The 24,793-nt window shown below is 61.7% G+C and carries 23 protein-coding genes and 1 tRNA gene; 7 read left to right on the top strand and 17 right to left on the bottom strand.

Annotated elements, in window-relative coordinates; translation table 11 throughout:
- Positions 1–60: 60 nt before the first annotated feature.
- From J1W56_RS14790 to J1W56_RS14800, 3 genes are read left to right on the top strand one after another with little or no spacing between them, the layout of a single operon-like run.
- Complete coding sequence (locus tag J1W56_RS14790; RefSeq protein ID WP_223614010.1) at positions 61–1,128, top strand: ABC transporter ATP-binding protein; 1,068 nt, start codon at positions 61–63, stop codon at positions 1,126–1,128.
- An 8-nt stretch (positions 1,129–1,136) separates the two neighbouring features.
- Entirely contained in the window at positions 1,137–2,039 is a 903-nt protein-coding gene (locus J1W56_RS14795) for an ABC transporter permease (RefSeq protein ID WP_223614011.1), read from the top strand.
- Between the two features lie 2 nt (positions 2,040–2,041).
- Positions 2,042–2,887 carry an ABC transporter permease gene (locus J1W56_RS14800; RefSeq protein WP_223614012.1) on the top strand — a complete coding sequence of 282 codons (846 nt, stop codon included), beginning with the start codon at positions 2,042–2,044 and terminating at the stop codon, positions 2,885–2,887.
- A 46-nt stretch (positions 2,888–2,933) separates the two neighbouring features.
- On the opposite strand, the gene J1W56_RS14805 is transcribed toward J1W56_RS14800, so the two are convergent.
- The 10 genes from J1W56_RS14805 to mepA form a co-directional block, all read right to left on the bottom strand.
- A complete protein-coding gene (locus J1W56_RS14805; protein WP_223614013.1) occupies positions 2,934–4,460 on the bottom strand; it encodes a UxaA family hydrolase in 1,527 nt (508 codons plus the stop codon).
- Between the two features lie 83 nt (positions 4,461–4,543).
- Positions 4,544–4,723 (bottom strand): hypothetical protein, encoded by a 180-nt coding sequence (locus J1W56_RS14810; RefSeq protein ID WP_223614014.1) that lies wholly within the window; start codon positions 4,721–4,723, stop codon positions 4,544–4,546.
- A gap of 109 nt (positions 4,724–4,832) precedes the next feature.
- The gene (locus tag J1W56_RS14815) at positions 4,833–5,927 is read right to left on the bottom strand and encodes an agmatine deiminase family protein (protein ID WP_223614015.1); all 1,095 of its coding nucleotides are present in this window, start codon (positions 5,925–5,927) and stop codon (positions 4,833–4,835) included.
- Positions 5,928–6,121: 194 nt separating this feature from the next.
- Positions 6,122–6,206 (bottom strand) — tRNA-Leu (locus tag J1W56_RS14820).
- A gap of 192 nt (positions 6,207–6,398) precedes the next feature.
- A complete protein-coding gene (locus J1W56_RS14825) occupies positions 6,399–7,019 on the bottom strand; it encodes a 2,3-bisphosphoglycerate-dependent phosphoglycerate mutase (protein WP_223614016.1) in 621 nt (206 codons plus the stop codon).
- A gap of 27 nt (positions 7,020–7,046) precedes the next feature.
- Positions 7,047–7,871 carry a 4-hydroxy-tetrahydrodipicolinate reductase gene (dapB, locus tag J1W56_RS14830; protein WP_223614017.1) on the bottom strand — a complete coding sequence of 275 codons (825 nt, stop codon included), beginning with the start codon at positions 7,869–7,871 and terminating at the stop codon, positions 7,047–7,049.
- Positions 7,868–9,700, bottom strand: a complete 1,833-nt coding sequence (locus tag J1W56_RS14835) for an ABC transporter ATP-binding protein (protein WP_223614018.1) — start codon at positions 9,698–9,700, stop codon at positions 7,868–7,870. Before J1W56_RS14835 ends, dapB begins: the two co-directional genes overlap by 4 nt.
- 165 nt (positions 9,701–9,865) lie before the next feature.
- Positions 9,866–10,894: a glucokinase gene (locus J1W56_RS14840; protein WP_105734066.1), complete on the bottom strand. Its 1,029-nt coding sequence runs from the start codon at positions 10,892–10,894 to the stop codon at positions 9,866–9,868.
- A 44-nt stretch (positions 10,895–10,938) separates the two neighbouring features.
- Positions 10,939–11,331 (bottom strand): methylglyoxal synthase, encoded by a 393-nt coding sequence (locus tag J1W56_RS14845; protein WP_223614019.1) that lies wholly within the window; start codon positions 11,329–11,331, stop codon positions 10,939–10,941.
- Positions 11,332–11,485: 154 nt separating this feature from the next.
- Positions 11,486–12,475, bottom strand: a complete 990-nt coding sequence (mepA, locus tag J1W56_RS14850; RefSeq protein WP_223614148.1) for a penicillin-insensitive murein endopeptidase — start codon at positions 12,473–12,475, stop codon at positions 11,486–11,488.
- A gap of 157 nt (positions 12,476–12,632) precedes the next feature.
- Here mepA and J1W56_RS14855 point away from each other — a divergent pair, with 157 nt between their 5' ends.
- Positions 12,633–13,673, top strand: coding sequence for a zinc-dependent alcohol dehydrogenase family protein (locus tag J1W56_RS14855; protein ID WP_223614020.1), 1,041 nt, complete (start codon positions 12,633–12,635; stop codon positions 13,671–13,673).
- A gap of 7 nt (positions 13,674–13,680) precedes the next feature.
- On the opposite strand, the gene J1W56_RS14860 is transcribed toward J1W56_RS14855, so the two are convergent.
- Genes J1W56_RS14860 through J1W56_RS14870 form a run of 3 tightly spaced genes read right to left on the bottom strand, consistent with a single transcriptional unit; the run spans position 13,681 to position 16,420 of the window.
- Positions 13,681–14,550, bottom strand: a complete 870-nt coding sequence (locus J1W56_RS14860) for an SDR family oxidoreductase (RefSeq protein ID WP_223614149.1) — start codon at positions 14,548–14,550, stop codon at positions 13,681–13,683.
- Positions 14,550–15,728, bottom strand: a complete 1,179-nt coding sequence (gene queG, locus J1W56_RS14865; RefSeq protein WP_223614021.1) for a tRNA epoxyqueuosine(34) reductase QueG — start codon at positions 15,726–15,728, stop codon at positions 14,550–14,552. Before queG ends, J1W56_RS14860 begins: the two co-directional genes overlap by 1 nt.
- Positions 15,728–16,420, bottom strand: a complete 693-nt coding sequence (locus J1W56_RS14870; RefSeq protein ID WP_223614022.1) for a glutathione S-transferase family protein — start codon at positions 16,418–16,420, stop codon at positions 15,728–15,730. Before J1W56_RS14870 ends, queG begins: the two co-directional genes overlap by 1 nt.
- A 161-nt stretch (positions 16,421–16,581) precedes the next feature.
- On the opposite strand from J1W56_RS14870, the gene J1W56_RS14875 reads away from it, so the two are divergent.
- Entirely contained in the window at positions 16,582–17,388 is an 807-nt protein-coding gene (locus tag J1W56_RS14875) for an undecaprenyl-diphosphate phosphatase (RefSeq protein WP_223614023.1), read from the top strand.
- Positions 17,389–17,444: 56 nt separating this feature from the next.
- Here J1W56_RS14875 and J1W56_RS14880 read toward each other — a convergent pair whose 3' ends face one another.
- The 4 genes from J1W56_RS14880 to J1W56_RS14895 all read right to left on the bottom strand — a co-directional run bounded on the left by J1W56_RS14880 (position 17,445) and on the right by J1W56_RS14895 (position 21,934).
- Positions 17,445–18,413: a complex I NDUFA9 subunit family protein gene (locus J1W56_RS14880; RefSeq protein WP_223614024.1), complete on the bottom strand. Its 969-nt coding sequence runs from the start codon at positions 18,411–18,413 to the stop codon at positions 17,445–17,447.
- Between the two features lie 134 nt (positions 18,414–18,547).
- The gene (locus J1W56_RS14885) at positions 18,548–19,816 is read right to left on the bottom strand and encodes a D-tagatose-bisphosphate aldolase, class II, non-catalytic subunit (protein ID WP_223614025.1); all 1,269 of its coding nucleotides are present in this window, start codon (positions 19,814–19,816) and stop codon (positions 18,548–18,550) included.
- 1 nt (position 19,817) lies between these two features.
- Positions 19,818–20,804, bottom strand: coding sequence for a tagatose kinase (locus J1W56_RS14890; protein ID WP_223614026.1), 987 nt, complete (start codon positions 20,802–20,804; stop codon positions 19,818–19,820).
- A 113-nt stretch (positions 20,805–20,917) separates the two neighbouring features.
- Positions 20,918–21,934: a LacI family DNA-binding transcriptional regulator gene (locus J1W56_RS14895; RefSeq protein WP_223614150.1), complete on the bottom strand. Its 1,017-nt coding sequence runs from the start codon at positions 21,932–21,934 to the stop codon at positions 20,918–20,920.
- Positions 21,935–22,397: 463 nt separating this feature from the next.
- On the opposite strand from J1W56_RS14895, the gene J1W56_RS14900 reads away from it, so the two are divergent.
- Both J1W56_RS14900 and J1W56_RS14905 read left to right on the top strand, forming a co-directional pair.
- The gene (locus J1W56_RS14900) at positions 22,398–23,681 is read left to right on the top strand and encodes an ABC transporter substrate-binding protein (RefSeq protein WP_223614151.1); all 1,284 of its coding nucleotides are present in this window, start codon (positions 22,398–22,400) and stop codon (positions 23,679–23,681) included.
- An 80-nt stretch (positions 23,682–23,761) separates the two neighbouring features.
- The gene (locus J1W56_RS14905) at positions 23,762–24,760 is read left to right on the top strand and encodes a zinc-dependent alcohol dehydrogenase family protein (RefSeq protein ID WP_223614027.1); all 999 of its coding nucleotides are present in this window, start codon (positions 23,762–23,764) and stop codon (positions 24,758–24,760) included.
- The last annotated feature ends 33 nt before the right edge of the window (positions 24,761–24,793 follow it).

Below are 24,793 nucleotides of genomic sequence, written 5' to 3' on the forward strand. Positions count from 1 at the left end.
CGATCCATACAATAGCGCCATCCGGGGGAACCCGGATGGCGCGCAATTATGAGGTATCCAATGCTGCTGGCGTCATCGCCATTCCAGGAAATCCGTCTTGACCGCATGAGCCGCGCCTTCGGTTCGCACAATGCGTTGAAGGACGTGTCGCTTTCCATCCGCAAGGGCGAGTTCATCGCTTTGCTCGGCCCTTCCGGCTGTGGCAAATCCACCGCGCTCAATTGCATCGCCGGTCTGCTCGCCACGACGGGCGGCGGCATATTCATCGATGACAAGCGCATCGACACGCTGAAGCCCGAGGATCGCGGTTTCGGCATGGTGTTCCAGAACTATGCGCTGTTTCCGCACATGACGGTGCGCCAGAACATCGGCTTCGGCCTGAAGATGCGCAATGTCGCCAAGGCTGAAGCCGACAAGCGGGTCGAGGAAGCGCTCAATCTGGTGCGCCTGCAGGGTCAGGGGCATAAACTGCCGGGCCAGCTCTCCGGCGGCCAGCAACAGCGCGTGGCCATCGCCCGCGCCATCGTCATCGAGCCGCCGCTGGTGCTGATGGATGAGCCCCTGTCCAATCTGGATGCCAAACTGCGGCTGGAGATGCGTGCCGAAATCCGCCGCATCCACAACCAGCTCGGGGCAACGACGATCTACGTCACCCACGATCAGGACGAGGCCCTGTCGCTGGCCGACCGTATCGTTGTCCTGCGCGATGGCGAAATCCGGCAGGTGGGGGCGCCGAGCGATCTCTATGAACGGCCGGATCATCTCGATGTCGCCGAGTTCATGGGCTACCGCAACCGGCTGACCGGAAAGGTTGTCTCTGTCGACGGCGCGCGCGTCAGCGTTTCCGTGGGCAAAGCCACGCTCAGCGGCACTGCGCGCGACAGTCTGAAAATCGGCGACGCGGCTGTGGTCGCTGCCCGCGCCGACGATGTGGAAGCAGGCCAGCGCTCGGAACACACGGTGGAAGCTGTGGTCGAGACCATCGAATATCGCGGCCGCGAATTCGTCGGCACGGCCCGCACCGCCGAAGGGCTGGAACTGGTGTTCCATGCGCCGCAAACGGCAGCGCTCGGCAGTTCCATCTGGCTCGCAATCGATCCGGCGCGCGCGCTGGCCTTCGCCGCGTGAGGCCCGGCATGGCTGTCTCCGCTCCCCCCGTCTATAACCGGTTGTCGCTGCGCCAGCGCCTCGCCCTGCGCGGCATTGACGGCGTGACGATCCTCGTTCTCCCGGCCGTGCTGTTCCTGCTGGCCGTGTTTGTCTATCCCTTCATTTACGGGCTGGTCCTGTCCTTCACGCCGAAGGAAGGCGGGATCTTTGCCAACTACCAGAAGTTCTTCTCCGATCCCTTCCTCTACGACACCATCCTGACCACGCTCTGGCTCGCCGTTCCCGTGACGGTCATCAGTATCGCCCTGGCGCTGCCCATAGCCTTCCGCGTGCGCCTGATGACCCGCCAGCGGCTGCTGACGACCATTCTGGTTCTTCCCGTGACGCTTGGCACGGTGCTCGTTGCCGAGGGGCTTCTCAACTATCTGGGGCCGCAGGGCTGGTTCAGCCGGACGCTGATGCTGCTGGGGATGATCGACCGGCCCTTGAAGCTCACCAACAATTACTGGGGTGTGTTTTCCTCGCTGATCATCACCGGCTTTCCCTTCACCTTTCTCCTGACCCTGTCCTACGTCACCGGCATCGATCCGGCGCTGGAACAGGCGGCCGCGACGCACGGCGCAAAGAGCTGGCAGCGCTTCCGTTTTGTCCTGCTGCCGCTGCTCATACCGGGATTGGCCATCGCCTTCTGCCTGTCCTTCGTGCAGGCCTTTGCCGTGTTCCCGTCTGCGGTTCTGCTCGGCGCTCCGGCTGGCCCGACTCGCGTCATCTCCATCGCCGCCTATCAGGCGGCCTTCGAGCAGTATGATTATTCCATGGCTTCGGCCATCGCCATGATCATGGCAACCGTACAGCTCACCATCGTCGTGGCGATCCTTGCCATTCGCAATCTCTTCTATCGCGGCTCGACCGCCGGCGGAAAGGGCTGACCATGATCCGCGATACAACCATTGGCGCCAAGCTTTGGATCACCGCTGTCTGGGTGGTGGTCGGCTTCTTCATCGTCAACCTGCTGGCGATGATCGCAACCGTGATCATCTCCTCCTTCGGAACCCGCTGGCTCGGCACCTGGCTGCCGGCCGGCTGGACGACGAAATGGTATTTTACCGCCTGGGCCGAATTCCAGCTCAGCGACGTCCTGATCGTGACGTTCCAGATCGTCTTCACGGTCGTCGCCCTCTCCGGCCTGCTCGGGGTCACGGCGGCCTATGCGCTGGCGCGGCGCGAATTTCCGGGCAAGAAGCTCATCATGCTGCTGTTCCTCCTGCCGCTGCTGGTGCCGCCGATCACCTTCGGCATTCCGCTGGCCACGGTTCTCTATCAGGCGGGGGTCGGCGGTACGTTCTGGGGCGTGGTTCTCGCCAATCTCGTGCCGACGGTTCCCTTCGTCATCCTGGTGATGATTCCGTTCATCGAGCAGATCGATCCCAAGGTGGAGGCGGCGGCCCGTGTCTTCGGTGCCGGCACGTTCCGTCTGTTCCTGCACGTGCTCATGCCGATGCTGCTGCCGGGTATTCTCGCCGCGCTGCTGCTGGTTCTGGTGCGCACGGTGGCGATGTTCGAGCTGACCTTCCTCACGGCGGGCCCGACAAGCCAGACGCTGGTGGTTGCGCTGTACTATTCGGTCTTCGCATCCGGCGTGCGCGCCGTGCAGTCGATCGATGCCATGGCGGTGGTCTATATGGTGACGACGCTGGTCTGGCTGCTCATCGCGCTGCGCTTCGTCAATCCGACGCAGATCGTTGCCCGGGCCAAGCAGCAGCAATCGGCGGCCTGATCATGGTCTGAATATGAAAACGGGAGCCATTGGCTCCCGTTTCGGATTACATCGTCGCGCCGATCTGCCAAGGCACGAATTCCGCATCGCCATAGCCAAGCAGTTCGGACTTGCTGCGCTCGCCCGAGGCCACCCGCAGCACCTGCTCGAAGATTTCGCGGCCCTTGTCCTCGATCGACACGCCGTCGAGCACATCGCCGCAATTGATGTCCATGTCCTCGATCATCTGGGTGTACATGGGGGTGTTGGTGGCAAGCTTGATCGACGGCGTCGGCTTGCAGCCATAGGCCGAACCGCGCCCGGTGGTGAAGCAGAGGATGTTGGCGCCGCCCGCCACCTGTCCCGTGGCGGAGACGGGATCGTAGCCGGGCGTATCCATGAACACGAGGCCGCGCGCCGTCACCGGTTCGGCATAGCCATAGACCGCTTCCAGCGGGGTGGTGCCCGACTTGGCGACGGCGCCCAGCGATTTTTCCAGAATGGTGGTCAATCCGCCCGCCTTGTTGCCGGGGGAGGGATTGTTGTTCATCTCCATCCTGTTGCGGGCGGTGTAATCCTCCCACCAGGCAATGATGGATTGCAGCCGCGTCACCGCTTCCGGGTTGGAGGCGCGTTCGATCAAAAGATGCTCGGCCCCGTAAATCTCCGGCGTTTCCGACAGGATGGCGGTGCCGCCCTGCTTGACCAGAAGGTCGACCGCCGCGCCCAGCGCCGGATTGGCGGTGATGCCGGAATAGCCGTCCGACCCGCCGCACTGCAGCGCCAGCATCAGTTCCGATGCCGGGATGGTCTCGCGCTTCACATTGGCCGCGGTCGGCAGCATGTCGCGCACGGCGGCAATGCCCGCTTCCATGGTCTTGCGCGTGCCGCCCACTTCCTGAATGGTCAGGCTGCGGAACGTATCGCTTTCGACGATGTTGTAGGCTTCCTTCCAGCGGCCGATCTGGAATCCTTCGCAGCCAAGGCCGACCATCAGCACGGCGGCGATGTTCGGGTTGGTGGCATAGCCCCACTGGGTGCGCTTGAGCACCTCGTAGCCTTCACCCTTGACGTCGAGCGCGCAGCCGCCGCCATGCACCAGCGGAATGATGCCGTCGATCATCGGATAGTCGTCAAGCAGCCCGGAGCGCTGCACCGCTTCGGCAATGAAACGGGCGACCGATGCCGAGCAATTGACCGAGGTCAGCACGCCGATGTAGTTGCGGGTGCCCGCGCGTCCATTGGCCCGGCGGAATCCCTGGAATGTCGCCTGCTGTTCAACCGGCAGAATGCCGCCCGCATGGGTTTCGTGGCTGCTGTCCGGCTGGCGGGCAAAGCTGCTGAAATCGAGATTGTGTTCGTGCACCCATTCGCCCGGGGCAATGGGTTTCGATGCCGAGCCGATGATCTGGCCGAATTTGCGCACCGGCTCCCCAAGCGCGATGGGTTTTGACGCCAGCTTGTGGCCGCGTGGCACGCGGTCTTTGACGGTCACGTCCTCCACGTGCTGTCCGGCCTGAAAGGCATCCACCGCCACCACCACATTGTCGGAGGTGTGCAGGCGCAGATGGCGTGGAGATGTAAGCGTGTCCATAAAAGTCTCCTGAGTGGACTGATATATTAATTCGCCGGACGAGAGGTTGCAATGTGTCAAGGTGACCACAAAGCACGCGATTTTCAGAAACCGACGCCGCCGATACCCGTCACGCCGCGCAGATAGAGGACAAGCATGATCAAGGCGAGCGTGACGCCGATGCCGGTCCAGTCGATGTGCTTCGTGCGGATGCTGTTGACGATGCTGTAGATCAGGAACAGGACGAGAATGAGCAGTGCGAGAATGATGACAAGCCGGATCATGCGTTGATACTCCGCTGAAACCTTTGAGGCCAGTGTACCGCATGCCGGCGATCTTGCGAAAACAGATTTGCAGGGAATGCAGCGTGCGCCTGCGGACGCCGGAATGCCGTCACGCAGGCTGCTGCTGGGTCGTGCAGTGGATGCCGCCGCCGCCGGCGGCGATCGCATCGATGTTGAGCTGCACGATCTGGCGCCCCGGCAGGACATCCCGCAACGCGTCACGGCAGAAACGGTCAGCCTTCGCATCGCCGAATTCAGGAGCGATGACAGCGCCGTTGCACAGGTAGAAGTTGATATAGCCCGCTGCGAATTCCTTGTTCTCGAACTGCGGCCGCACGCTGCCGGGGCCGGGAATGACGACCACCTGCAATTTCTGCCCGGAGCTGTCAGTCGCTTCCTTGAGCAGTTCAAGGTGCCGCTTGGTCACCGCGTGATCATAGGACGTCGGATCAGTGTCGAGGCCGGCAACGACAACGCCCGGACTGACGAAGCGGGCGTAAAAATCCGTATGGCCATCGGTGATGTCCTTGCCCTTGATACCCGGCAGCCAGATGATCTTCTTCAGTCCGAGAAGGCGTCCCAGCTCCTCTTCACACTGTTCCCTGCTCACGCCGGGATTGCGGTTCTTGTTCAAAACGCAGCTTTCGGTGATGATTGCCGTGCCCTTGCCATCGACCTCGATGCCGCCGCCTTCCAGTATCAGCCTGGTGCGCAGTGTCTCCACCTTCGTCTTGCCGGTGACAAATTCCGCAACTTCCGCGTCCCCGCCGTGTTCCTGCTTGTTGCCCCAGCCGTTGAAGTTGAAGTCAACCCCGGCCAGCTGGCCGGCGCTGTTCTTGACGAACACCGGTCCGGTGTCGCGCATCCACAGATCGTCGATTTCGTGCACGAACAATGTCACCGCGTCGCCGCACAGGCGCTCGGCCGTCTCCCGGTCTTCCGCCCGCACAAGCATGTTCACCGGTTCGTGCGCGGAGATGGCCTTGGCGATCGCCGCAAGGTTGTTCTGCGCGCCGCGCTGGAGTTTCTTGCCCCATACGTCTTCACTGGGCCCAAACGCCATCCACGTCGCCCTATGCGGATCGCCCTCGTCGGGCATGTGCCAGGTGCTGTCGGCGGCAAATGCCATGGTTGCGCCCCTGCCGATCATTCCGGTGAATCCGATAGCGACGGCCGCCTTCAATAGGTTGCGACGGACTGCCATGTTTATCCCCTTCGGTTCCATTCACACTGTCAGACCGCGTCTATCGGAGCCATGTGTGGCCTTTTGGTGGTGCGGATGAGGGCGGTTGCCGAAGCATCATGAACGCGGGTGAACGATAGACAAGAAAAAACCCCGGAAAACCGGGGCTTTTCTGATCATCCAAGGACGTTGGTATACGTCGGACGAATGGGAAATGGTGCCCAGAAGAGGACTCGAACCTCCACGCCTTGCGGCACACGGACCTGAACCGTGCGCGTCTACCAATTCCGCCATCTGGGCAGCGGGGTCTCATGTAAGGGGCGGGCGGAACTCTGTCAATCCATTTGTCGGGTATTTATCGACCTATTCTCATTCCGTTGCGCTTGTTGCGGCAAAGACCGGCAAATAAGGGTGAAAAGACCAGCACAAACAACAAACCCGCACCGGTGTTCCGGCGCGGGTTCATGCGAATCACAGGGAAACAGCGGCCGATCAGGCGGTCAGGATTTCCTTGGATGCGACCGTCGAATCAGCGTTGAGCTTGTAGATGATCGGAACGCCCGTCGCCAACTCCTGCGCGATGATCTCTTCGCTGGTCAGGCCTTCCAGCGCCATGATGAGGGCGCGCAGCGAATTGCCGTGCGCTGCCACCAGAACCGTCTCGCCGCGCAGCACATGCGGCTGCACGTCATGCAGGTAGTAGGGCCAGACACGGGCGCCCGTATCGCGCAGGCTCTCGCCGCCGGGCGGCGGCACGTCGTAGGAGCGGCGCCAGATATGCACCTGATCCTCGCCCCACTTGGCGCGCGCATCGTCCTTGTTGAGGCCGGAAAGGTCGCCATAGTCGCGTTCGTTCAGCGCCTGATCGCGGATCGTCTCGAGCGCCGGCTGGCCAACCTCGTCAAGGATGTGCTGCAGGGTCACCTGGGCGCGCGACAGCACCGATGTGTACGCGATGTCGAAATGCAGGCCCTTCGCCTTCAGCCGCTGGCCTGCGGCCTTGGCTTCGCTGTGGCCAAGCTCGGTCAGGCCCGGATCGCGCCAGCCGGTAAACAGATTCTTCAAATTCCATTCGCTCTGGCCATGACGGACAAGGACGAGGGTTCCGGACATTGCAATACTCCTGTTGAACGGGAAAAGTCAGGTGTTGAGGCCAAGCACGTCGAGCATGGAATAGAGGCCCGGCTTGCGGCCCTTGCCCCAGAGCGCCGCCTTGACGGCGCCGCGGGCAAAAATCGTGCGGTCTTCCGCGTGGTGGGACAGGGTGATGCGCTCGCCCGGTCCGGCCAGGATGACCGAATGATCGCCGACGACGGAACCGCCGCGCAGCGAGGCAAAGCCGATCGTGCCGTCTTCGCGCGGTCCGGTATGCCCGTCCCGCACGCGCACGCTGTGATCGGCGAGCGAAACATTGCGGCCTGCGACGGCCGCCTCGCCCAAAAGCAATGCCGTGCCGGACGGGGCATCGACCTTGTGCTTGTGGTGCATTTCCAGAATTTCGATGTCGAAATCATCCGCGCCCAGCGCCCTGGCGGCCTGCTTGACCAGCACGCCGAGGAGATTGACGCCGAGGCTCATATTGCCCGATTTGATCACGGCCGCATGCCGCGCCGCCGCACGGATCTTGGCATCGTCCTCCGGCGAACAGCCTGTTGTGCCGATCACGTGGACGATGCGCGCCTGGGCGGCGAGTTCGGCAAAGGCGACCGTCGCGGCCGGAGCGGTGAAATCAAGCACGCCTTCAACCCCGACAAAGACCGACAGGGCGTCGTCGGTGACGGGGATGCCGAGATGGCCGACCCCGGCGAGTTCGCCCGCATCGAGACCGATATGCGGTGAACCGGGGCGCTCGATCGCACCGGCAAGCACGGCCCCGTCGATGGCCTGGATCGCGCGGATCAGCGTCTGGCCCATGCGGCCGCCGGCGCCGACAACTGCAAGCTTCATTTCCGATGTCCCGCTCATTCGGCTGTTCCTGTCACTGGTGCTGGCTGCATGTCATTGCCGTCGATGATGGTCGACTCTTCCTTGCCCTGCAACTGATAGAAACGCGCATAGATGCCGTTCGGCACCCCGAGCAGGGTTTCGTGCACGCCTTCCTCGACGATGCGCCCCGCTTCCATGACGACGATATGGTCGGCATTGACGATGGTCGACAGGCGATGGGCGATGACGATGGTCGTGCGGCCCTGCATCACGTGTTCCAGCGCCTGCTGCACGCGCTTTTCCGATTCATTGTCGAGGGCCGAGGTGGCCTCGTCGAGCAGGAGAATGGACGCATTACGGACAAGGGCGCGGGCAATGGACAGGCGCTGGCGCTGGCCGCCGGAAAGGGTCGCGCCGTTTTCGCCGACCTCGGTGCCGTAGCTCTGCGGCTGCAGGCGGATGAATTCGTCGGCATTGGCCAGCTTTGCCGCCTCGATCACCTCTTCATCCGTGGCATCGGGACGGCCATAGCGGATGTTGTCGGCAATGGTGCCCTCGAACAGGTAGGGCTGCTGCGAGACATAGGCGATCGACTGGCGCAGGGATTTCTTGCTGACATAGGCAATGTCCTGCCCGTCGATGAGAATGCGGCCGCTGTCGATATCGTAGAAGCGCTGGATGAGGCCGATCAGGGTCGATTTGCCCGCCCCGGAAGCGCCGATGATGGCCGTGGTCTTGCCGGCTTCGGCGGTAAAGCTGATGCCGTGCAGCACGGGCACGTCGTTGCCGTAGCTGAAGCGCACATTGTCGAACTGGACTTCGCCCGTCGGGACGGTAATGGGCACCGCGCCGATGCTGTCCGCCTGACGCGGTTCCACATCGAGAATCTCGAAGAACATGCGCGCATTGACCAGGGATCGCTCAAGGCCTACCTGGACCCGCGCCAGGCGCCGAACCGGGTCATAGGCCAATAGCACGGCGGTCATGAAACCGAACATGGCACCGGGCGGCTCCATGTTGATGACGGCGCGGTAGCCGGTGTAGATGATCATCGATCCGATGGCGATGCCGGCAATCAGCTCGGTGATCGGCGTCGTGCGCTCGGAAACCCGCGCAATCTTGTTGGCCCGCTCTTCGGCACGGGTGATCAGGTGGCTGATCTTGTTGCGCAACTGGTCTTCCATCGTGAATGCCTTCACGATGGCGATGCCCTGTGTCGCCTCCTGCATGGCGCCAAGGAGATGCGAATTCACCTGCACGGATTCACGATGGATGCTGCGCAGGCGCTTGGCCAGATAGCGCACGGTCAAAATCACCGGCGGTCCGATCAGCAGCGCAAACAGCGATAGGAGCGGATCGAGGATGACCATGGTGCTCACCAGGGCGATCAGCGTTGGAATGTCCTTGCCGACCGTCGTCACGGTGATGTCCATGAGCTCGCGAACCCCGGCGACGTTCTGGTTGATCCGCGCGGCAAGCTGGGCCGACCGCGTATCGTGATAGAAATCGAGGCCGAGCTTCATCAGGTGATCGAAAATGCGATGCTGGTAGCGCGCGATGATATTGTTGCCGATCTTCGCCATGACGACCGACTGGGTGTAGGTCGCAATACCGCGGATGACGAAGGCGGCCAGAATGCCGAAGCTGATCGGGAGGATCAGATCCTCGCGCCGCTCGTAGTAGATCTTGTTGATCACGTCCTTGAAGATATAGGCCACGAACGCCGTGGTGAGTGCAACGGCCAGCATCGCGGCAAGGGCGATGGCATAGGATGATCTGTGGTCCCGAAGATTTTCGCTCAAAACACGCCCGATGACTCGGCGCGCTTCGTTCGGATCGATTTTCTTCTTCTTGGTCTGATCATTCATGACGGACGGCAACTCGTTCGTATCAAGCGTTCAGGCAACGGTTTCGAGTGGTCGCGCCCTTCTTCAAGCTGACCCTATAACCTTATTGATCCGCCTTGCCTATCGGTTTTGGCCATCGTCGTGAACGGACAGGGCGGGTGTTGCCCTTCTGTCTCCGCGAAAAGTCTAATCCTTGCGCCAGCGGCGGCCCTCGGTTGCCACGCCGAAGCGGGTCGGCGTGCGCGAGAAGGCAGACAGCCCGCTGAGTGCCGCAAGCGGATGCGTGATGATATAGACCGGCGTCTCGGTCAGGATCTGGCGATGCGGTGCCTTGTCTTCGAAGGCTTCACGGAAAGACGGGTGTTTCAGCGGCTCCACGATTTTCTGGACGATGCCGCCGGCGAGATAGACACCGCCGCGCGCCATGAAGGTCAGCGCAAAGTCACCGGCAAGACGGCCGAGATAGGTGACGAACAGCGACAGGGTTTCCTTTGCCTCGGCGGATTCGCCGGAAAGGCCGGCCGCGGTGATGTCGGCAGGGCTCTGCAGCGTGGCCGGCGTCCCCGCAACCTTGCAGATCGCGCGGTAAATGTTCTGCAGGCCGCGGCCGCAGAGCAGCTGTTCGCCGGAAATGCGTCCCTCGATGTGTTCGATGTGCGGGAAGAGCTCGAGATCGCGCGCCGTGCGCGGGCCGATGTCCACATGGCCGCCTTCACCCGGTACGGGAACCCAGCTGTTGCGCGAGCGCACCATGCCGGCAACGCCAAGGCCGGTGCCGGGTCCGAGGACCGCGCGGCTGCCATGCGGGTCTCCGGCGCCGCCGCCCAGTTTTTCCAGATGCTTGGGTTCCAGCGAGACGACGGCCAGCGCCTGCGCCTCGAAATCGTTGAGCACGGTGATGTCGGAAAGACCGAGCGTTTCCATCATCTGGCGCGGCTTGACCACCCAGGCGCAGTTGGTCAGGTCAATCTCGTCGCCTTCCACCGGCCCGGCAATGGCCAGGACCGCCGAGCGCGGCTGGATCGATGTATGGTCGAGGATGGCGTTCTGGATGGCCTCGTCGATGGTCTCGAAATCAGCCGTCTGGATGATGGGGAACTCTTTCGGTTCCGCATAGGCATCGACAAGAATGGCGAAACGCGCATTGGTGCCACCGATATCTCCAACCAGGATTGGAAATTTCATGATGCAATCGGTGTCTGCAGAAGTAACCATAAATTCCGTCCCCAATCTCAATCGTGCTGCGCCATGCTTAACCGTCAATCGGCGCGCAGCAAACCCTTCTTTTGCACGAGAACCTCGGCGGTTGCCCGGTTCAAGGCCATAGGAATGTCATAGACGATGCCGAGCCGCATCAGCGCCTTCACGTCCACGTCGTGCGGCATGGGCGACAACGGGTCGACAAAGAAAATCAGACCATCGATCAGGCCTTCGGCAATGAGCGCACCGATCTGCTGGTCACCGCCGAGCGGGCCGCTTTTGACCCGCGTGATCTGCAATGACGGGCAGGCCTCCATGATCAGTCCGCCGGTGGTTCCGGTGGCGACGATGGTGCAGGGCGCGAGCAGGCTCTCATAGGCGCGCGCGAAAGCCACCATGTCATCCTTTTTCTGGTCATGGGCGATCAGCGCGAGGCGAAAAGGCTGCTGCATCAAAGAGTGCTCTGGTCCTGAACCTAAATCGATTGAAACCCTATACTCAATTCGTGCCCGCCTGAAAAGACCGCAGACAAAAAAGACCTGAACCGGTGCCGCCTTGCCACTATCGCCGCCGGCCTTGCATGCCGGCTGGTGGCGGTCCGGACGCCTATTTCGTCTTTGTCCGCTGCTTGGGCAGGGGTGCGGCCGATGGCTGGTCCGGCACGACTGCCGGGACATCGCTGCCCGCTGCGGCCTTTGCCCCGAGCCCATAGGTGACCTGATCCACCGATTGCGGTCCCGGCGCATCCAGGATCTGCGCGCAGGCCTTCGGCAGGTCCGACAGCATCATGATCTTGGGCTTGACCGGCTTCTCCGGTTCGGGCGCCTTGCGCCACGGTTCGTCGGTGAACCACCAGGCCAGCGATTTGTCACAACCGTCGGATGTGCCGATGGGCTCCTGCGGCTTGCAGTTGGGTGAGCCGGGCTGACATTTGATGCGGACATGGAAGTGATAGAAGTGTCCCCAATAGGGGCGGATCTTGGCCATCCAGCTGCGATCGCCCTGCACGGTCTCGCAGAGTTTTTTCTTGATCCCCGGATGAACGAAGATGCGCTCGACCTCGTCATAGCTCGCGGCCCGTTTCAAAAGCGCCGCATGGGCGGGCGTCCATCTGTCCGGGTCGACATAGAGCGTGTCGCCCTTCAGCATGGACCTGGCTTCCACCTTTTCGCGCTGGTCGTTGGTGAAGCGGTAATTGGGCATGGGTGTGAGCCAGATATCCGCATCGAGACCGACCTGATGCGAGGCGTGGCCTGTCAGCATCGGGCCGCCGCGCGGCTGCGAGATGTCGCCGACCAGCAGACCCGGCCAGCCGTCCTTGGCGGCGGCGTCATGCGACAGCCGCTCCAGCAGGGCGATCATGCGGGGATGCCCCCAATTGCGGTTGCGCGACAGGCGCATGACCTGCCAGGTCGGGCCGTTGACCGGCAGCGCCACGCCGCCGGCAAGGCAGCCCTTGGCATAAAATCCCGTCGACTGCGCCGTACCGAGCGTCGGCAGCTTGACCGCGCCGAAGAGCTGTTTGGCCGGACCGTCCTCGGCAAAAACGGTCGTCGCTGCGGAAAAAGACAGGAGCGCCGTTAGTGCAAGACGCATCAGGGTTCTTGATTTCATGACCACTGTCCACCAAACGAGAGGCAATTCCCGCAAATTTGCGGCGGGAATCCGGGCTTTATGATGGCCAGATTCGCGCGAAAGTCGCAATATGCTACCGAGGCATCCGCCTCATCCCGATTCGAATGGAAGCCATGTCATGAAAGCAGTCGTCTTCGAGCAATTCGGCCAAGCCCCGTCGATCCGCACGGTGGCCGATCCGGTCCCGGCCTCGACGGGCGTTGTCATCAAGGTCGAAGCAACGGGACTGTGCCGCAGCGACTGGCATGGCTGGATGGGTCATGATCCCGATATCCAGTTGCCGCACGTGCCCGGCCATGAACTTGCCGGAACGGTTCAGGCTCTCGGCAGCCATGTCACCCAGTGGAAGATCGGCGACCGGGTCACCGTACCGTTTGTCGGCGGATGCGGCCATTGTTTCGAGTGCAACTCCGGCAATCATCAGGTGTGCGAACATCAGTTCCAGCCCGGTTTCACCGCCTGGGGTTCCTTTGCCGAATATGTCGCGGTGGATTTTGCCGATACCAATCTGGTCAGCCTGCCCGATACGCTGGATTTCGCCACGGCGGCGAGCCTCGGCTGCCGGTTCGTGACCTCATTCCGGGCGGTGGTCGATCAGGCCAGGGTGAAGCCCGGCGAATGGGTGGCTGTCCACGGTTGCGGCGGTGTCGGCCTGTCGGCGATCATGATCGCGACGGCCATGGGCGCCAATGTGATCGCGGTCGACCTGACCGAGGAAAAGCTTGCCTTCGCCCGGGAACTGGGCGCCGTCGCCACGGTGAACGGGTCGCAGCAGCGGGATATCGTCGGGGCCGTCAAGGAGATCACCAAGGGCGGGGCTCACGTCTCCATCGATGCGCTTGGCCATCCCTCGACCTGTTTCAATTCCATCGCCAATCTGCGCCGTCGCGGCCGCCACGTACAGGTCGGCCTGATGCTGGGCGATCACGCCCGCGCGCCGATCCCGATGGACAAGGTCATCGCCTATGAGCTGGAAATCCTTGGCAGCCATGGCATGCAGGCCTTTCGCTACAAGGCGCTGATGGACATGCTGGAGCAGGGAAAACTTGCCCCGCAAAAGCTGATCGGCAAGCGGATCGCCCTCGATGAAGCGCCGGCGGCCCTGATGGCGATGGACCGGTTCGAGGGAACCGGCATCAGCGTGGTCACAAAGTTTTAGAGCGTGGCTAGCGCCAGCTTCCGTCGCGCCACATCATCGAAAAAGCCGTTCCATAGTCGGGATAGCGGAAGGCAAAACCCAGTTTCTTGATGCGCGCATTGGAGACGCGCTTGTTCTCGCCGTAGAAGGAGCGCGCCATGGGGGTCAGTTCCGCGGTCTCGAAATGGGTTTCGGCCGGCGGTTCGATGCCCATCAGCTCGGCGGCATAGGCGACCACCTCCTGTGGCGGTGCGGGTTCGTCGTCGGTGATGTTGAACAGGCCGCCCTCGTTGCGCTCGGCAAGAAAGCGCAAAGCTCTGGCGATATCGTCCACATGAATGCGGTTGAACACCTGTCCCGTCTTGTTGAGGCGGCGCGCCGTGCCATTGGCAAGATTGACGAACGCATTGCGTCCCGGCCCGTAAATGCCGCCGAGCCGCAGGATCGCCAGCGGCACCTTGTGTTCATCGGCCAGTTTCTGCCAGTCATTTTCCGCATCGACCCGTTCGACGGAGCGCGCCGACACCGGATGGCACGGCGTGGTTTCATCGACCCAGGCACCGCCATAATCACCATAGACGCCGACGGTGGAGAGATAGCCGATCCATTGGAGTTTCGGCATGCCGGAGCGGATCGTCTCGCCGAACTGCGCATGAACGGGATCGCCGGTCTGCCCCGGCGACGTCGAAATGACGATGTGGGTCACCTGTTCCAGGGCGCCGACGATTTCCTGCGATGCATGGGTGCCTTGAAACAGGAACGGCGTGATGCCGTCCTGTTTGAGTGCCGCGAATTTGTCGTTGTCGCGTGTCGTCCCGCCGATGAAATCCGTTGTGTCGGCCATGATCCGGGCAAAAGCCCGGGCGGAATAACCGGCCCCGAAGAGAAAAATCCGCATCATTGTTTCTTTCCTGCATTGCGCCATTCGGTCAGTACGCTGGCATCGCCTTCCTGCGCAGCATAGCGTATTTGCAGCGTAGCAAAATGCGCCGCATCGACAAGCTCCCCGAGCGCCCAGACGGCGGCACCGCGCACGATGGGCGCGGGATCGTCGAGATGCCGCTCGACCAGCGCAACCAGATCGGGTTGTCCGGAGTTGCCGCTGGCGATGAGCACGTTGCGCAGGAAGCGATCCCGGCCGATGCGCTTGACCGGCGAGCCGGAGAAGAGCGTGCGGAAGGCGGCGTCATCAAGCGCGAGGAAGGTTGCCAGGTCCGGGGCTTTCAGATCGTCGCGCGCCTGCAGCCTGGCTTCCCGCGCCATCCCGGCAAATTTGTTCCAGGGGCAGACCGCGAGGCAATCGTCGCACCCGTAGATGCGGTTGCCCATGGCCTTGCGGAATTCCGGTGCAATGGGCTCCTTGTGTTCGATAGTCAGATACGAAATGCAGCGCCGGGCATCCAACTGATAGGGCGCCGGGAAGGCATTGGTCGGGCAGATGTCGAGACAGGCATGGCAGGTGCCGCAATGATCCGTTTCGCGTCCATCCGGCTCGAGTTCCGCCGTGGTGAAGATCGTGCCCAGGAACAGCCAGGAACCATGGCTGCGGCTGACGAGATTGGTGTGTTTGCCCTGCCAGCCCAGACCGGCCGCCTCGGCAAGCGGCTTTTCCATAACCGGTGCCGTGTCGACGAACACCTTGACGTTTTCGCCGGCGGCCCGCGAAGCAAACCGGCTGGCGACGCCCTTCAGCTTGCCCTTGATGATATCGTGATAGTCACGGTTCTGCGCATAGACGGAGATGGCTGCCTTGTCCTTCCGGGCGAGGATGTCCAGGGGATTGCTGTCCGGGCCGTAGTTCATCGCCAGCACGATGATCGAGCGCACATCGGGCCACAGCGTCCGGGGGTCGGCGCGGCGCTCGGCGGTTTCCGCCATCCACGCCATGCTGGCGTGGCGGCCTTTTTCCAGATAGTGGCGCAAGCGCTCCTCGGCGAGCGGAATGGCATCCGGCCGTGTAATCGCGACAAGGTCGAAGCCTGCGGCCCGCGCCTCCTCAATGATGAATTGTTTCAGCCGCTGCGGCTGCGCCTTTGGCCCTGAACGTGTCGCGGCTTTTGCATCCGCGGGCAGCATCAGAAATCCAGATCGCCGTAATGCGATGATGGCGGCAGGCCGCGCACGCGGTCCGACAGCAACGGGCGGAAGGACGGGCGCGATTTCATGCGCGTGTACCAGTCCCGGGCGGCCTTGTATTCCGACCACTTGATCTCGCCGAGATAGTCGAGAATGGAAATCGATGCGGCCGCGGCCATGTCGGCATAGCTTGGCGTCGGGCCGGCCAGCCAGTTGCGCGTCGCGGTCAGCCAGTCGATATATTTCATGTGCTGGGTGATATTGGCACGGGCAGCCCGGATGGCGGTGGAATCCGGTGCGCCGCCGCCCTGTTCGGCGGTCATGTGCAGTTTGAAAATGCGCTCGCGCGCCATGTGCCGCGTCACTTCGTTTTCGAACTTGATCAGAAACCAGTCGACGAGACGGCGCACTTCGGCGCGGTTGAGCGAATCCTCGGGAAACAGGCGGCGGCTGCGCTTCAGGGCGCCGCGCGTCTCATCGATATATTCGGAAATCACCGTGGCGCCGGCAACCGGAACATCGCCTTCCGCCAGCAGCACAGGCAGCGTCCCGGCAGGGTTGAGCGCCAGAAACTCCTTGCGTCTCGACCAGCTGTTTTCCTCGATCAGCTCAACTTCAATATCATATTCGTTGAGGATAAGCCGGGCATAGCGCGAACCGGTGGACATCGGATGATGGAAAAGCGTCAACATGGCAGGTGTTTCATAAATCTTTCGAACTGGCATTTTATCGGGGGGCAGCGTATTGCTCGGCCGCCCTTGAGTCTATGCGAACCTATAGGCGCAACTGCGGCGTGAGACAAGCAAACAGCATGTGATCATCCTGACCGGGATCACCATCGGAAGTCATAATCATGGAATCGCAGACAATTGTCGAAGCCCTTTTTCTCGGATTGCTGGAAGGGTTAACAGAGTTTATACCGGTCTCCTCCACAGGGCATCTGCTGCTGGCCGGACGCTTCCTCGGCTTTGAATCAAACGGCAAGACATTCGAGGTTTTGATCCAGCTTGGCGCGATCCTGGCCATTCTCACCGTCTATTTCGGCCGCCTGCTGAAAATTGCCCGGGACCTTCCCGGCGATGCGGGCACCCGGCGTTTCGTCGCCGGCATTCTCGTCGCGTTCCTGCCGGCCGTCGTCATCGGCGTGCTGGCGCATGGGTTCATTAAGGCGGTGCTGTTTGAATCGCCGATGCTGATCTGCATCATGCTGATTGTCGGCGGAATCATTCTGCTCTGGGTGGACCGGCTGGACCTGAAGCCGCGCTACACCAATGTGATGGACTATCCGTTGTCGCTGTGCCTGAAGATCGGATTCATCCAGTGCCTCGCCATGATCCCCGGAACCTCGCGGTCCGGCTCGACCATCGTCGGTGCGCTCCTGCTCGGCGCGGACAAGCGCTCGGCGGCCGAGTTCTCGTTCTTCCTGGCGATGCCGACCATGGCGGGCGCCTTTGCCTACGACCTCTTCAAGAACCGCGATGTGCTGACGCTCAACGATGCATCGCTGATCGCCATCGGCTTTGTCGCAGCCTTCATATCGGGCGTCTTCGTCGTGCGGTATCTTCTGGACTATGTCTCGCGGCACGGCTTTGCATTGTTTGCCTACTGGCGGGTGATCGTCGGTACGGTCGGCCTGATCGCGCTCATCCTGGCGAAGTAGGAAGACAAAAAACCCCGGTCGAAGCCGGGGTTTTGTTTGGAACTGTACCGCCGGAATCAGGCGGGTTTCTGGCTCGAATACTGCCCCTGCGCACGGAAGCGCCAGAGATAGGACGGCAGGATCGTCTCGATTGTCTGCGGCTGGATGCCGAGGCCTTCCAACGTGCGATTTTCTCTCTTTGCCGCTTCGGACACAACGGAGTCCTTCTGCAGCAGCACCACCTGATCCTTGGTTAGAAGCGGTTTCGGCAGAAGGCCGAGAACAGAGCCCTGAAGCTTGGCAACCCACCATGGAATGGAGACCAGGATGCGCTTGCGTCCGATGATGCGCAGGGTTTCCTGCAGGCACTGGCGGAACGTCAGCACTTCGGCACCGCCGAGTTCATAGACCTGTCCGGCATTGAGCGAGCCATCGACGGAGCGGGCAAACACCTCCGCGAGATCGCCGACATAAACCGGCTGGAACCGGGTCTTGCCGCCGCCGATCAGCGGCAGGAAGGGCGAGATGCGCGCCATGCCGGCAAAGCGGTTGAAGAAATCATCTTCCGGTCCGAACACGATCGACGGGCGGATGATCACCGCATCGGGCAATGTCTCGTGCACGGCCGCTTCGGCGCGGCCCTTGGTGCTGGCATAAAGCGAGGACGAGTGCTTATCCGCACCGAGCGCGGACATGTGGGTCAGCGGAACGCCGGCAGCGCGCGCAGCCTCGGCCACGGCACGGGCGCCGAATTCATGCACGGTGCTGAAGCGCTGGGCGCCGCTTTCATAGGCAATCCCGACGAGATTGATGACGTGATCGGACCCGGCAACGGCGCGGTCGATCGACCAGCGGTAACGCAGATTGGCCTGAACGGCCTGGATCTGGCCAACGCCGCCGAGGGGTTGCAGATGGAAAGCAAGGTCGGGCCGGCGCACGGCGACGCGAACACGATAGCCGCGCTTGGTCAGGGCCCGCACGACGTGACGACCGACAAAACCCGAACCCCCGAAAATCGTGACAAGTTTTGGCTTCGTGATTGTCATCTGGCACTCCTATGGAAATCGTCCAATATTCCCCTGCTGTTTAAAGCCTTTTGCCGCGAAGGCAAAGGGTGGATCGACAGCAGGTCTCGCGGCGCGTTGCCGCGCTTGGCCGGACGGGATAGTGCCGGGCGCCGTTACCAGCCGCAGGCAGCGGAATAATCCGCAAGCACGCGGTCGACGGCGGCAATCAGGATGGCTTCCGGATTGCTGCGATCCGCGGGATGAACGGCAAGATCGGGCAAAAACTGCCGCAGCAGCGTTTCGGGAATGTCACGCCCGGCCAGAGCAGCCATGAGCGTGCTGACGGCCTGCATGGCTTCCGGCTCGGTCCAGTAATAGCGGATGCGGTCGCTGTAGCTGTAGTGGCGCTGAACATGCAGGGCATCGTCCGCTCCGTGGTAGTGCGACGCCCAATGCCCCGGCTTTTCCAGCATCAAGCGTTCCATGGCGCGGGCGAGAGAGCGTTCGCCATAGGATGTGTCCAGTTCCGACGCGATGAGGTCGAGCCCGTAGAGCGCTTCGCGCAGTGCAAAGGTCAGGCCGGGGCCGACTTTGAGAATCGGGAATCCGTCGCGCACGAGCGCGGAAAGCGACTGCACGGTCTGGTAGTCGGTGGAATGGGCTTCGAACACGAATTGCGGTTCATGCGCCAGCAGTTTCGTCAGTGCCACAGCCTGATCCGGCCTGTATTCGACGACATTCTCATTGCCGAACTCGACGCCGGGCTGCACGACAATACCGATGACGCGGTCAAAGGCAGCCTGAAGTCCTTCGCTGGCAAAGCGTGCGCGGTGAACTGCAATGGTGTGGCGTGCCGCATCCGGGCTGGTGGGCGTGACCTCGGTGAGTTCATGGTCCGCGCCGCCCGGAACCGGTACTTCCGTGCCGATGATGTAATTGGGCAGAGCAAAGCCGCTTGCCGCTGCCGCCTGCTCAGCGGCCTTGGCGAGCCGCGCGGCGCGCTGGGCCGTAACCTCGTCATCGAGCGCCGGCGGCTCCCCGGCGCAGCCCATGCTGGCGTCCAGATGGATCTTGGTGAAGCCGGCCTGGATATAGTCGATGACCATGGCTTCCGCCTTGGCCATGGCCTCTTCCGCCGGCAGCTTGCGCCATGGATTGGGGCCGAGATGATCGCCGCCGAAGATGAGATTGTTGCGGTCAAAGCCTTCTTCGCGGGCAATCGCTTCGACGAAGACGACGAAATCAACGGGCGTCATGCCGGTATAGCCGCCATATTGGTTGACCTGATTGCATGTCGCCTCGATGAGGACGATCTGTCCGTGCTTTTTGCCGCGCCGCAGGGCCGCCCTGATGACAAGGGGATGGGCAGAGCAGACGGATGTGATACCGGCATTGTCACCATTGCGGTGCGCCGTGGCCAATTGGGCGAGGGACTTGAACATCTTACTTCCTTGGTGTCGCGGCGATGAACTGGTCGAGTTCCGGGAAGGTCGAGGTGCCTTCCATCGGACCCCGATGGGTCACATTGCGGGCGCCTGCCGCATTGGCATAATCGAGCGCCTGCGCCGCTGCATGACCGAGACGGCGGCAGGTGAGATAGGTGGCGCCGAAGCAGTCGCCGGCGCCGGTCGGGTCGATTTCATCAACGAGGAATGCCGGGCGGCTGACACTGCCCGCCTCGGTGTACAGCGCCGAGCCATGCTGGCCGCGCTTCACCACGATTTCCGCAATGCCGGAGGCGAGGAGCTCTTTGATCGCTTCGTCTTCGGTGGCCGCCGGGCAGGCCACGAAAAGCTCGTCGCCCGATGGCAGGAGCAGGTCGCTCGCCGCCACGAGGGTCTTGAACTGGCGTCCGGTCTCGTCACCGGCGGCCAGTTCCTTGCGCATATTGGGATCGAGCGAGAGCGTGCCGCCGCGCTGCTTGATCTCCCGGAGGGCATAGTCGATGACCGGCCAAACCGCCGGAATCGACAGGGCGGATCCCATGACATGCAAATGACCGGCCCGCGCAATCAGGGCCCTGGCGCTGTCGTTCAAGGCGATATTGCCTGCGGCACTGCGGGCGATGTTGTAGACGAAATCGCGCGTGCCATCATCGGCATAACGGACAAAGGCGCTGCCCGTGGGATAATCGGGGCTGACGGCGATGGCCGAGACATCGGCACCGTCCCGGCGCAGCCGTTCAACGTTCAGGCGCCCGAAATCGTCATTGCCGACCGTGGCAACGATACCGGCCTGTCCGCCGAGTTTGGCCACCTGGTCGATAAAGATAGCCGGCGCACCACTTGGAAAAGGTCCGATCAGCGGCTGAGCGTCGAGGAATCCCTTGCCGATCGTCGTGGCCATGATCTCGACGAGGATTTCGCCAACGGTAATGGTCGGGCCAAGGCTCTCCGGGGCCAGGGAGGAAGGGGTCACGTCAACCGTCATGTCGCTGTCTGCCTGTTGTCTCGCGCTTGAATCGTCATTGCGCTCGGCACAAACAGATAAGCCCTATTATTTCCATGTCAACAAATAAATCTTTACGCGCGACAAGTTTTGCATCAGGCTGACATGCGCAGCATGATCTCGGCGTTCAGCAATATCCGTTCATTGGCAGGCAGTTCGAATTTCGAGTCCTGATGCTCGCCGAGCTTGTGGAACAGCAGGGCCGCCGCCAGCCTGCCGATCTCGTTGTAGTTCTGGGCGACCGTCGTTAGGGGTGGGCACATGTAGCGCGACAGGGGCTGATCGTCATGGCCGGCAACACGCAGATCGCAGTCCTCCCCGCGCCCCACCTTCACGCCGGCCTGGAAGGCGGCGGCAATCACGCCGAAAGCCACACGGTCATTGGCGCAGAGCACGGTTCTGGTGGGAAAGCCGCCATCGCGCAGGATCTGCGTCGTGGCGTCGAACGCGGATTTCTCGAAATCCCAGTCGGCGGCCTGCTCCACTTCGATGACGCGCGGCTCAAGCTTCAGGCTGTCCATCGCCTCGCAATAGGCCTCGCGCCGTTCAAATGCGTTGCTGTTGACCGGCGGCATGCCGAAATAGCACGGCGCATCGCCGGAACGGGTGAGATAATCGACAATAAGCTGGAAGCTCTGCCGGTTGTTGGTGCCGACGAAGGGCGAAACCGTATCCAGGGGTGAGTCCACATAGATCATGGGAATGGACTCGCCCAGTTTCAGCAGTTTTTCCTGGTGCGACTGCACGCCGAGCGGCGCGATGATCGACCCAGCGACATTCATCGACTTGAAGGTTTCGATGGCGCGCTCTTCCAGTTCGGGTTTGCCGTCGGAGCTGAGAACGAAGGCGAGATAACCCGCCTGTTCGGCGATGCCTTCGATCCGGCGGGTCAGGGCCGTGTAGAACGGATCGGTTGAATTCGGGATGATGATGCCGAGAATATTGGTGCGGCGGCGATTGAGATTGACCGCGAAAATATTCGGGCGGAAGCCGGATTGCTTGACGGCGGCCTCGATGATGTCGCGGGTCTTCTTGCGCACGGAGTTGGGGTCGTTGAAGTATTTCGACACGGTGGGCCGCGACAGGCCGACAAACGCGGAAAAGTCTTCCATTGTTCTGATCGTCTTTTTCACCGCGTGCATTCCCTTTTCACGACCGATTCGCCTGTTTTAGGAGACATCGCCGTGCTTGTGAAGAAAATGTCCTGAGACAATTTCATCGGTCTTTCCGTTTGCATGCCTGGCACCCGCAATCCGCGAGGCCAATCAAAAATTTACAGAGCCGATCACATGCGTCAAGTTTTTGATTGAGCCACAACAATTCTGGATCATGTCAAACTTTCGCTCCTGTAACGTCCGGTACCCGGCAATGTTCCCTGCCGGCGATCGTGGAAGCACGCCGGCCATGGGGAAGGTCACTGCTTCGGCAGAAATCCGCCCTGCAGATTCTTGTATACAGACCTGCAAATATTTTGGTATGACTTATTTTAAGTTTACGTGCGTAAAGTTCGTGGACTTAACCTTGGAGGAGGAGAGAATGAGCGTTACCTTGAGGAGGGCAACGCACCTGCTGCTCATGACCGCCGCCACCGGCGCTCTTGCCAGCACTGCGTCTGCAGAAGAATTGACCATCGTGACCGTCAACAATGCCGATATGATCGTGATGCAGAAATTGTCGCCCGAATGGGAGAAGGCGACCGGCAACAAGCTCAACTGGGTGGTCCTGGAAGAAAACGTGCTGCGTCAGCGTGTGACCACCGATATTGCCACCAAAAGCGGCCAGTTCGATATCCTGACCATCGGCGGCTACGAGGAGCCGATCTGGGGCAAGTCCGGATGGCTGGCATCGGTGGATGACCTCGGCGACGATTATGATTACGCCGATCTGCTCGATCCGATCAAAAAGGGCCTGACGGTCGACGGCAAGCTCTATGCGGTCCCGTTCTATACGGAAAGCTCGTTCACGCTCTACCGCAAGGATCTCTTCGATGCGGCGGGCCTGACCATGCCGGATCAGCCCACCTATGACCAGATCAAGCAGTTTGCCGCCAAGCTGACCGACACGTCGAAAGAGCAGTATGGCATCTGCCTGCGCGGCAAGGCCGGGTGGGGCGAGAACATGGCGTTCCTCGGAACCATGATCAACACCTATGGCGGGCGCTGGTTCGACATGGACTGGAAACCGCAGATCAACTCGGCGCCGTGGAAAGAAGCCATTGCGACCTATGTCGACCTGATGAAGAAGTACGGCCCGCCCGGTGCGACCTCGAACGGCTTCAATGAAAACCAGGCGCTGTTTGCCACCGGCCACTGCGCCATGTGGATCGATGCGACATCGGCGGCTGGCCGTGTTTTCGATCCCAAGCAAAGCAAGGTGGCGGACAAGGTGGCGTTCACGCGGGCACCCGTTCAGGTGACACCCAACGGCGCCGGCTGGTCCTGGGCCTGGACCCTGGCCATTCCAGCCACGTCGAAGAAAGTCGACGCGGCGAAATCCTTCCTGAAATGGGCGACGTCGAAGGAGTACGTCAAGCGGGTTGCCGCCAGTGAAGGCTGGGTTGCGGTTCCGCCGGGAACACGCAAATCCACCTATGACAATCCGGATTATCAGAAGGCCGCGCCGTTTGCCGCAACGGTCCTGAAATCCATCATGGCGGCCGACCCGACAAAGCCGACGAAAGACCCTGTGCCCTATACCGGCGTGCAGTTCGTGGCCATTCCCGAGTTCCAGGCGTTCGGTACGACGGTCGGCCAGCTGATATCGTCGGCGCTCGCGGGCACGCAGACCGTCGACCAGGCGCTGGATTCCGGGCAGCGGCAGGTCGAGCAGATCATGACCCGCGCCGGCTACATCAAATAGCCTCTTGCCGTGGCCCGCATGGGATGTGCGGGCCACGGCACACTGCAAGCCAGTGCTCCCTGCAACAGGATGGATTTGCCATGAAAGCCATTCAATTCACCGGCCTGGGCATTGCCGGTCTCGCCGATCTTGATGAGCCGGAACTTGCGCCCGGCCATGCGCTGGTCCGGGTGATGGCATCCGGTCTGTGCCATACGGATATCGACGTGCTGCATGGACGATACGGCAACGGCGCCTTTCCGCTTGTTCCCGGCCACGAATATGCCGGTATCGTCGAAATGGTCGCGGACGATGTCACGGATGTGCATCCCGGCGACCGCGTCGCCATCGATCCCAACATTCCCTGCGGCACCTGCCGGTCCTGCCGCAAGGGATTGACCAATCTGTGCGACAGCCTTGAAGCCTATGGCGTCTCGCGCAACGGCGGCTTCGCGCAGTACAGTACCGTCAACTCCGCGCACCTGCATGGCATCGGCCATCTGCCTTTTCACATTGCAGCGCTTGCCGAACCGCTGGCCTGCGTGCTCAACGGGCTCGGCAATGCTCATGCCGTGCGTGCCAAAAACGCCCTTGTCTTTGGCGCGGGCCCGATCGGCTTGCTGATGGCCCTGTCGCTGCAAGCGGAGGGCGTCGAGGATGTCAGCGTTGCCGACATCAATGAGGACCGGTTGAGCTTTGCCCAATCGCTTGGCCTCAAGCCGATGGTATCCGGCTCGGCTGCGCTTGGGAAACAGGCGAAGGCGTTTGATTTTGTCGCCGATGCAACGGGTATCGCCAGGGTGGTGGAAGAGATGATCGCCTACACGGCCGATGGCGGAACGGCGCTGGTTTTCGGGGTCAGCGCGCCGGACGCACGCATTCAGATCGCCCCGTTCGAAATTTTCCGCCGCCAGATCAGTCTCGTCGGCTCCCATTCGCTCAACCGCAATATTCCCGACGCCTTGGCCATATTGCAGCGCGACAACGGAACCATGGCAAGGCTTGTCTCCCATCGCCTGCCGCTGGATGAGATTCTTCCCTATCTCGCGAAAGGCGCAGCAACGCCGCAGACCATGAAAGTACAATTCTCGACCGAATAAATCTTCCCGAGGTTTGCTTCGGGTTAAGACTTG

This window comes from Phyllobacterium calauticae (assembly GCF_019991125.1).
Classification (GTDB): domain Bacteria; phylum Pseudomonadota; class Alphaproteobacteria; order Rhizobiales; family Rhizobiaceae; genus Phyllobacterium; species Phyllobacterium calauticae.